Consider the following 5,781-nt stretch of genomic DNA (forward strand, 5'->3'; position numbering starts at 1 on the left):
GTCGATTTCTACGCCAAGTTCGGGTACGTCCAGACGGGACCGGAGTACCTAGAAGACGGCATACCGCACATCCCGATGCTCAGGGAAGGGCAGCGACCAGCTCGGTGACCGACCGCCGCCGCCCGGTGTAGAACGGCACTTCCTCCCGCACGTGCCGCCGGGCCCCCGACGCCCGCAGGTCCCGCATCAGGTCCAGGATCCGGTGCAGCTCGTCCGCCTCGAAGGCCAGCATCCACTCGTAGTCGCCGAGCGCGAACGACGCCACGGTGTTCGCCCGCACGTCCGGGTAGGGCCGCGCCATCCGGCCGTGCTCGGCCAGCAGCGCCCGGCGCTCCTCGTCCGGCAGCAGGTACCACTCGTACGAGCGCACGAACGGATAGACGCACAGGTAGGACCGCGCCTCCTCGCCGGCCAGGAAGGCGGGCAGGTGGCTCTTGTTGAACTCGGCCGGGCGGTGCAGCGCCATCTGCGACCAGACCGGCGCGAGATGCCGGCCGAGCGCGGTGCGGCGGAACAGCCCGTACGCGTCCTGCAGGGCGTCCGGCGACGCCGAGTGCCACCACACCATGATGTCGGCGTCGGCCCGCAGCCCGGCCACGTCGTACGTGCCCCGGACCGTCACGTCCTTGCCGGCGAGCTGCTCGAACAGCGCATCGACCTCGCCGGCGACGTCCTCGCGGAGCGCCGGCAGCGGCGACTTCACCCGGAACACCGACCACATCGTGTAGCGGATCGTCGCGTTCAGCTCTTTGATGCGCGCGGCGTTGGTCTGATCGGTCATCTCAACCCTCCAGGATCTTGCACACGTCTTCGGCGGCCCGTTCCCCACTCGCCACGCAGGCCGGGATGCCCACTCCGTCATAGGCGGCGCCCGCCAGCCCGAGCCCCGGCCGGCCGGCCAGCGCCGCCCGCGCGGTGGCGACCCGGTCCAGGTGGCCCGGCGCGTACTGCGGCAGCCCACCACCCCAACGCTGCACCAAGGATTCGATCGGGGCGGGCAGCGAAGCGCCGATCAGGTCGCTCAGCTCGGCGTGCGCGATCGCGATCAGCGTGCGGTCGTCACGCTGCAGCATCGCCTCCTCACCAGCGCGGCCGAGCGACGCCCGGACGATCACCGGAGCGCCCTCCTGCGGCAGGTGCGGCCACTTGCGGGTCAAGAACGTGGCGGCCTTGACGAGCGTCCCACGCCGTGGCGGCACCAGGAATCCCGACAGATCCGGCAGGACGGTGCCGGGCGGCAGGGCGAAGCCGGCCAGCGCGACGCTCGCGTAGTCGAGCACCCCCACGGCGGCCGCGGCCGAGAGGTCGACCCCGGCGAGCAGCCGCGCCGCCGCCCTGGCGGGCGCCGCCAGGATCACCGCGTCGACGTCGTCGGTCTGCGTGGCCGGGACCGGCCCGAGCAGCAACCGCCAGCCGTGCGGGGTGGGCTCGATCTCCCGCACCGGCAACCCCAGGCTGATTCGCGCCCCGCTGTCCGCGGCCGCGGCGGCGACGAGCCGGCTCATGCCACCGCTCACCGCGGCGAAGATCGGCCGGCCCGGGGGCCGGGCAGCGGCGGCCCGGCGCAGCGCCGTCCGGACGGCCGCGCCCAGCGTGTGCTCCTCGCGCGCGGCGGTGGCGAGACCGGGCAGCGTCGTGGCCAGCGACAGCGAGTCGGCCCGCCCGGCGTAGACCCCGCCCAGCATGGGATCGACGAGCCCGTCGACGACGTCGTCGCCGAACCGGCTCCGCACGAGCTCGCCCACGGCGACGTCGGCCCCGCCGGCGAGCAGCGGCACGCCGCCATCGTCGTCGTTGTCGCCGGCGGCCGGGATGCCCATCAGCGTGCCCGCCGGGAACGGCTCCAGGGCGGCGCCGGCCGCGGCGCCGGCCACCGCCGCGGGCACCGCGGCCGGATGCACGAGCGCTTCGCCGAGGCCGAGACGCCTGGCCAGCCGGACCGCCGCCGACTCGTCGCCGTCGGGCGCGCTCATCAGGAACGACTCGGCGCCGCGCTCCACGGTCAGCCCGGCGAGCGACCCGGTCCGCAGCTTGCCGCCGAGGACGCCGCTCTGCTCGTACACGATGATCTCGGTCGCGCGCGGCGCCAGATCACGCACCCGCACGGCGGCCGCCAGCCCGGCGATCCCACCGCCGACTACCGCAACCCGCTTCCGCACCCTCCAACACTCTCAGGCGCCCGGCGCCGCCGACCACCCGGGCCACGGTCAGCGGGTCGAGGACTCGTGGATCAGGGCCACCAGGCGGGTCAGGACTTCGGGATCCGTCTCCGGCAGGACGCCGTGGCCCAGGTTGAAGATGTGGCCCCGGGCCACGCGGCCCTCCGACAGGACCCGGCGAGCTTCGGTCTCGACGGCCGGCCACGGGGCGAACAGAACCGCCGGGTCGAGGTTGCCCTGCACCGACCGGCCCTCCCCGACCTGCGGAACCGCCCGGTCCAGCGGGGTACGCCAGTCGACGCCCACCACATCGGCGCCCGCCGCACCCATCGCGTGCAGCAACAGCCCGGTGCCCACTCCGAAGTGGATCCGCGGGATGCCCGCCGAGGCCAGCCCGCCCAGCACCGCGGCCGAGTGGGGCTGGACGTAGCGCAGATAGTCCGCCTCGGACAGTGCGCCCGCCCACGAGTCGAAGAGCTGCACGGCCGAGACGCCCGCCGCCACCTGGGCCCGCAGGAACGTCAGCGTGATCGAGGCCAGCTTCGAGAGCAACTCGTCCCACAGCGCCGGCTCGCCGTACATCATCGCCTTGGTCTTGACGTAGGTCCGGGACGGACCGCCCTCGATCAGATAACTCGCCAGCGTGAACGGCGCGCCGGCGAAGCCGATCAACGGTGTCGCGCCGAGCGACGCCGTCAGCAGCCGCACCGCTTCCGAGACGAAGGACACCTCGGCGGCGTCCAGCAGTCGCAGGCGGGCCACGTCCGCCGCGGTGCGGATCGGGGACGCGACGACCGGGCCCGTCCCGGCGACGATGTCCAGGTCGACCCCCGAGGCCACCAGCGGGACCACGATGTCGCTGAACAGGATCGCGGCGTCCACGCCGTGGCGGCGGACCGGCTGCAGGGTGATCTCGGTGACCAGGTCGGGGCGGCGGCAGGAGTCGAGCATGCCGATGCCCTCGCGGATCTTGCGGTACTCCGGGAGCGAACGACCCGCCTGCCGCATGAACCACACCGGCGTGTGGGGCACGGGCTCGCCCCGGCAGGCGCGGACGAAGGCGGAATCGCGGGGCGAGTTGGTCACCGCGATATGGTGCCACGCCGGGTTGACCACCGGCGGCGCGGCGATCGACGACGGAGAGCGTTGATCGGCATACGCTTGGACGCATGACCCCCGCGGCCGCGGCACCTCAGGCGTTCACCCGCGCCGTCGCCGGTCTGCGGGCGGCCACCCCGCGCGACGAGATCCTGCTCGAGGAGATCGCCGCGCCGCAGCGGCTCGCCCCCTTCGGATTCGCCCTCAGCGCCACTGTGCTGCGCGACGGCGACGAGGTGGCCAGCGGCCGGCTGATCCTGCTGCACGACCCCGACGGTCACGAGGCCTGGCGCGGCGACCTGCGACTGGTCACGCTGATCACGGCCGAGCTCGAGTCGGACATGGCCGGTGATCCGCTGCTGCCGGCGGTCGCCTGGACGTGGCTGACCGACGGCCTCGAGCAGCACGGCGCGGCGTACGTCGCGATCGGCGGCACCATCACACAGACCGCGTCCACCCGGTTCGGCGAGCTGGCCGGGCCGGCGCCCACCGCCGACCTGGAGATCCGCGCCTCCTGGACCCCGACGTCCACCGACCTCGGCGCTCACCTGCAGGGCTGGTGCACGATGCTGGCGTCGACCGCCGGCCTGCCGCCGCCGGGCGTCACGTCCCTCAACGACCGGCAGCGCGCTAGCACACCTTGAACGCGTCGCACGCCGTGCCGATCGACACCGCGAGCCCGATGCCCTCCGCGTCGCGCGCCTTGGCGGTGGCCAGCCCGACCACCTCTTCGTTCGCGTTCACCACCGGCCCGCCGGAGTTGCCGGGGTTGATCGGCGCGTCGAACTGAATGCTCTGCCCGTCGGGATCCGTCGGCCGGAACGCGCTGACCACGCCGGTGGTCACCGTGTCCTCCAGCCCGAGCGGCGCGCCCACCACCACGATCTGCTGGCCCGTCTTGACGTCCTTGGACGCCGGCTTGAGCCCCTTGACCTCACGGTCGGCCCGCAGCAGCGCCAGATCCTTGCCCTTGCTGACCTTGACGATCGTCGCGGACACCTCGTCGTTGCCGCGCTCCAGGAAGACCTTGCGGTCGCCGTCCTCCCACACCGACGCGACGACGTGGTAGTTCGTCAGCATGTTGGCCTTGCCGTCGGCCGCCTTGCCGCCCACCGAGAAGGCGGTGCCGGTGAAGTCGCCGGCCCGCACCCGGAAGACGCTGGGCAGCACGCTCGACGAGATCGCCTCGGGGTCGAAGACGCCGGCGATCTGCTTCTCCAGCTTGTCGGTGCGGGTCGTCAGGTCGGTCGCCCGGTCGCGCTCGGCCGCCAGCTGCGCGGCCAGCCTGCTGTTGCCGCTCTCCAGCCGCCAGACCAGCGCGCCGCCGGCCAGCACCAGCAGCATGGCGAGCGCGAGGAAGAGGGACATGCCACGGCCACGCGGCGCGGGCGCGGGCTCGGGTGCGGAGGAGACCCATGGGGGTACGTACGCAGTCGTGCGGGCCGGTCGCGGATGCCCGACGTGCTGAGGCCGCTGCGGGAACCGCACCCGCTGCCCCGCCTGCCACTCCGCGTCGAGGGCCCGCATCTCGCCGGTGTCCCACTGTGAGCCGAAGATGTGCTCGCCGGTCTCCCACGGGGTGGGCGACGGCCGGGTGTCCTCGGGCCGCCGGCGCCCGGGCACGCCGAGAGAACCGAACGGATCGTGCATGGCGGTCATGCGGTACGGCCTCCCAGGTCATCGCGCTCCGAGCGGTTATACGCACGCCGGGCCGCCCCGGATGGGTCCGGGCCGGAGAATTTCCGGCGAATCGTCGCGGGAGTCGATCGAGAATCGACGCGCCGGGACCGCTGCGCACGACGGAACAGGTACCCCCGTACGGTTACGGAGTGACCGACGAAGCACCCCAGCGCCGTCGGGACGCACCGGACGAGGCAGTTGACGGACCGCACGCTGAGCTCACGACCGAGTCAGTGCCGCCCGAGAATTCCGAACCGGGCGGTCCCGTCCCGTTGACAGCGCCCCGTGACGGCACCCCACGGCCGGTGGAGACCACCGATGAGCTTGCCGAGGTGGTGGCCCGGATGGCGGCCGGCGCCGGCCCGGTGGCGGTGGACGCCGAGCGCGCGTCCGGCTATCGCTACACCCAGCGGGCCTACCTGGTGCAGCTGCGCCGGCAGGGCGCCGGGACGGTGCTGATCGACCCGATGCCGCTGGACGACCTGCGTACCCTCGACGCCGCCCTGGCCGACACCGAGTGGGTGCTGCACGCCGCCAGCCAGGACCTGGCCTGCCTCGCCGAGCTGGGCATGCGCCCCCGCCGCCTGTTCGACACCGAGCTGGCCGCGCGGCTGGCCGGCTTCGAACGGGTCGGGCTGGCCGCGCTGACCGAGCAGCTCCTGGGCTACACGCTGGAGAAACACCACTCGGCGGCGGACTGGTCGACCCGGCCCCTGCCGGAGTCGTGGCTGACCTACGCCGCGCTGGACGTCGAGATGCTCACCGACCTGCGCGACCACCTGGCCGCCGAGCTGGAGCGGCAGGGCAAGGCCGCCTGGGCGGCCGAGGAGTTCGCCGCGCTGGT

7 protein-coding genes are annotated in these 5,781 nt (G+C 73.5%); 3 read left to right on the forward strand and 4 right to left on the reverse strand.

Translation table 11 applies throughout. The annotated features are described in order from the left end of the window. Window positions 1–108 (forward strand): GNAT family N-acetyltransferase (locus AB0M20_RS23510; protein ID WP_364301498.1); only part of this gene is annotated, 108 nt, incomplete at its 5' end. On the opposite strand, the gene hemQ is transcribed toward AB0M20_RS23510, so the two are convergent. Genes hemQ through hemE form a run of 3 tightly spaced genes read right to left on the reverse strand, consistent with a single transcriptional unit; the run spans window position 80 to window position 3,245 of the window. Further along, complete coding sequence (hemQ, locus tag AB0M20_RS23515) at window positions 80–781, reverse strand: hydrogen peroxide-dependent heme synthase (protein ID WP_364301486.1); 702 nt, start codon at window positions 779–781, stop codon at window positions 80–82. The two genes, AB0M20_RS23510 and hemQ, sit on opposite strands and share 29 nt — an antisense overlap. 1 nt (window position 782) lies before the next feature. Then, on the reverse strand, window positions 783–2,159 hold the full coding sequence (hemG, locus tag AB0M20_RS23520; RefSeq protein WP_364301488.1) for a protoporphyrinogen oxidase: 1,377 nt from the start codon (window positions 2,157–2,159) through the stop codon (window positions 783–785). A 48-nt stretch (window positions 2,160–2,207) separates the two neighbouring features. After that, window positions 2,208–3,245, reverse strand: a complete 1,038-nt coding sequence (gene hemE / locus AB0M20_RS23525; RefSeq protein ID WP_364301490.1) for a uroporphyrinogen decarboxylase — start codon at window positions 3,243–3,245, stop codon at window positions 2,208–2,210. Between the two features lie 83 nt (window positions 3,246–3,328). Between hemE and AB0M20_RS23530 the strand changes: the two genes are divergently transcribed. After that, complete coding sequence (locus AB0M20_RS23530; RefSeq protein ID WP_364301492.1) at window positions 3,329–3,901, forward strand: DUF3000 domain-containing protein; 573 nt, start codon at window positions 3,329–3,331, stop codon at window positions 3,899–3,901. Here the strand turns inward: AB0M20_RS23530 and AB0M20_RS23535 are convergent. Beyond that, window positions 3,888–4,916, reverse strand: coding sequence for a S1C family serine protease (locus AB0M20_RS23535; protein ID WP_364301494.1), 1,029 nt, complete (start codon window positions 4,914–4,916; stop codon window positions 3,888–3,890). The two genes, AB0M20_RS23530 and AB0M20_RS23535, sit on opposite strands and share 14 nt — an antisense overlap. A gap of 170 nt (window positions 4,917–5,086) precedes the next feature. On the opposite strand from AB0M20_RS23535, the gene AB0M20_RS23540 reads away from it, so the two are divergent. Next, a partial coding sequence (locus tag AB0M20_RS23540; protein ID WP_364301496.1) for a ribonuclease D occupies window positions 5,087–5,781 on the forward strand: 695 nt, incomplete at its 3' end.

Origin of the sequence: Actinoplanes sp. NPDC051633, from assembly GCF_040681735.1 — a bacterium.
Classification (GTDB): domain Bacteria; phylum Actinomycetota; class Actinomycetes; order Mycobacteriales; family Micromonosporaceae; genus Actinoplanes.